The sequence below is a fragment of the Pseudomonas sp. P1.8 genome (assembly GCF_001269805.1).
In the GTDB taxonomy this organism is placed as follows: Bacteria; Pseudomonadota; Gammaproteobacteria; order Pseudomonadales; family Pseudomonadaceae; genus Aquipseudomonas.
This window is the reverse complement of record NZ_LHVM01000033.1, coordinates 1-1,061: the sequence shown is the minus strand read 5'-3', so window position 1 is coordinate 1,061 and position 1,061 is coordinate 1. Positions and strand designations below refer to the sequence as shown.

At 63.1% G+C, this 1,061-nt stretch carries 2 pseudogenes; both read right to left on the bottom strand.

The annotated features are described in order from the left end of the window. Positions 1–895: pseudogene (locus tag AD668_RS28260) on the bottom strand (RND family transporter); the annotation flags it as partial. A 19-nt stretch (positions 896–914) separates the two neighbouring features. Continuing rightward, positions 915–1,061: pseudogene (locus AD668_RS30170) on the bottom strand (glycosyl hydrolase); the annotation flags it as partial.

Below are 1,061 nucleotides of genomic sequence, written 5' to 3'. Positions count from 1 at the left end.
AGACCACCGCAACCAGCGAGCAGCCGACCACCAGCAGGGTGCTGCGCACGCAACGGGTGTAGGCATAGATGATGATCAGCGAGGTGACCACGGCCAGGCCGAAGAACATCATCACCTGGATCAGGCCGTCGATCAGGTCGCCCATCAGTTTGGCGAAGCCGATCACCCGGACTTTGTAATGGCCGCTGCCTTCGACCCCGGATTTACGCGCCGCGCTGTCGCCGGCGTATTCGATCTTGTCGCGCAACTGCTCTTCGAGCATCTGCGAGAAGGCGTGGTAGTTGATGCGTTGGCCGCCGGCGGCGGCCTTGTCCATCAGCGGCACGATCAGCATGGTCGACTTGAAATCGCTGGCCACCAGGCTGCCGACGATACCGGCACGGGAGATGTTCTGGCGCAGCTGTTCAATGTCCGAAGGCGAGCCCTGATAACTGTCGGGCATCACCGGGCCACCCTGGAAACCGTCCTCGGTGACTTCGGTCCAGCGCACGGCCGGGCTCCACAGCGACTTCATCCACGCACGGTCGACGCCTTCGGTGAGGAACAGCTGGTCGTTGACCTGCTTGAGCACATCGAGGTAAGCGGGGTCGAAAATATCGCCCTGGGTGTTCTCGACCACCACCCGCACCGAGTTGCCCAGGCCGCGCAGTGAAGCGCGGTTTTCCAGGAAGTTCTGGATGTAGGGCTGGCTCTGCGGAATCATTTTTTCGAAACTTGGCCGCAACTCCAGGCGCGTCACGGCCATGAAACCCAGGACCACGGTGGCCAGCGCCATCAGCAGCATGAACAGCGGGCGGTAGTTGAACACCAGCCGTGCGAGGAGGTTGCCGGAGCGTTGGTCGAAATCGCGCAGTGCGCGAATCACCGGCATGGCGTCTTGTTTGATATTGCCCATGTCTGGGTTCTCGCTCTGAGGGTTCGAGGGCTGGATCGACGGTCAGCGTCTGGGCGCCGCGGCTGCCCGCGACCACCAGTGCACCATCGGCGGACTGGGTGGCGCCGGCAACCGGTGCGCGCGCCGGTTGCTGCGTCAGACGCATTTGCGCGCCAGTCCCTTGGCT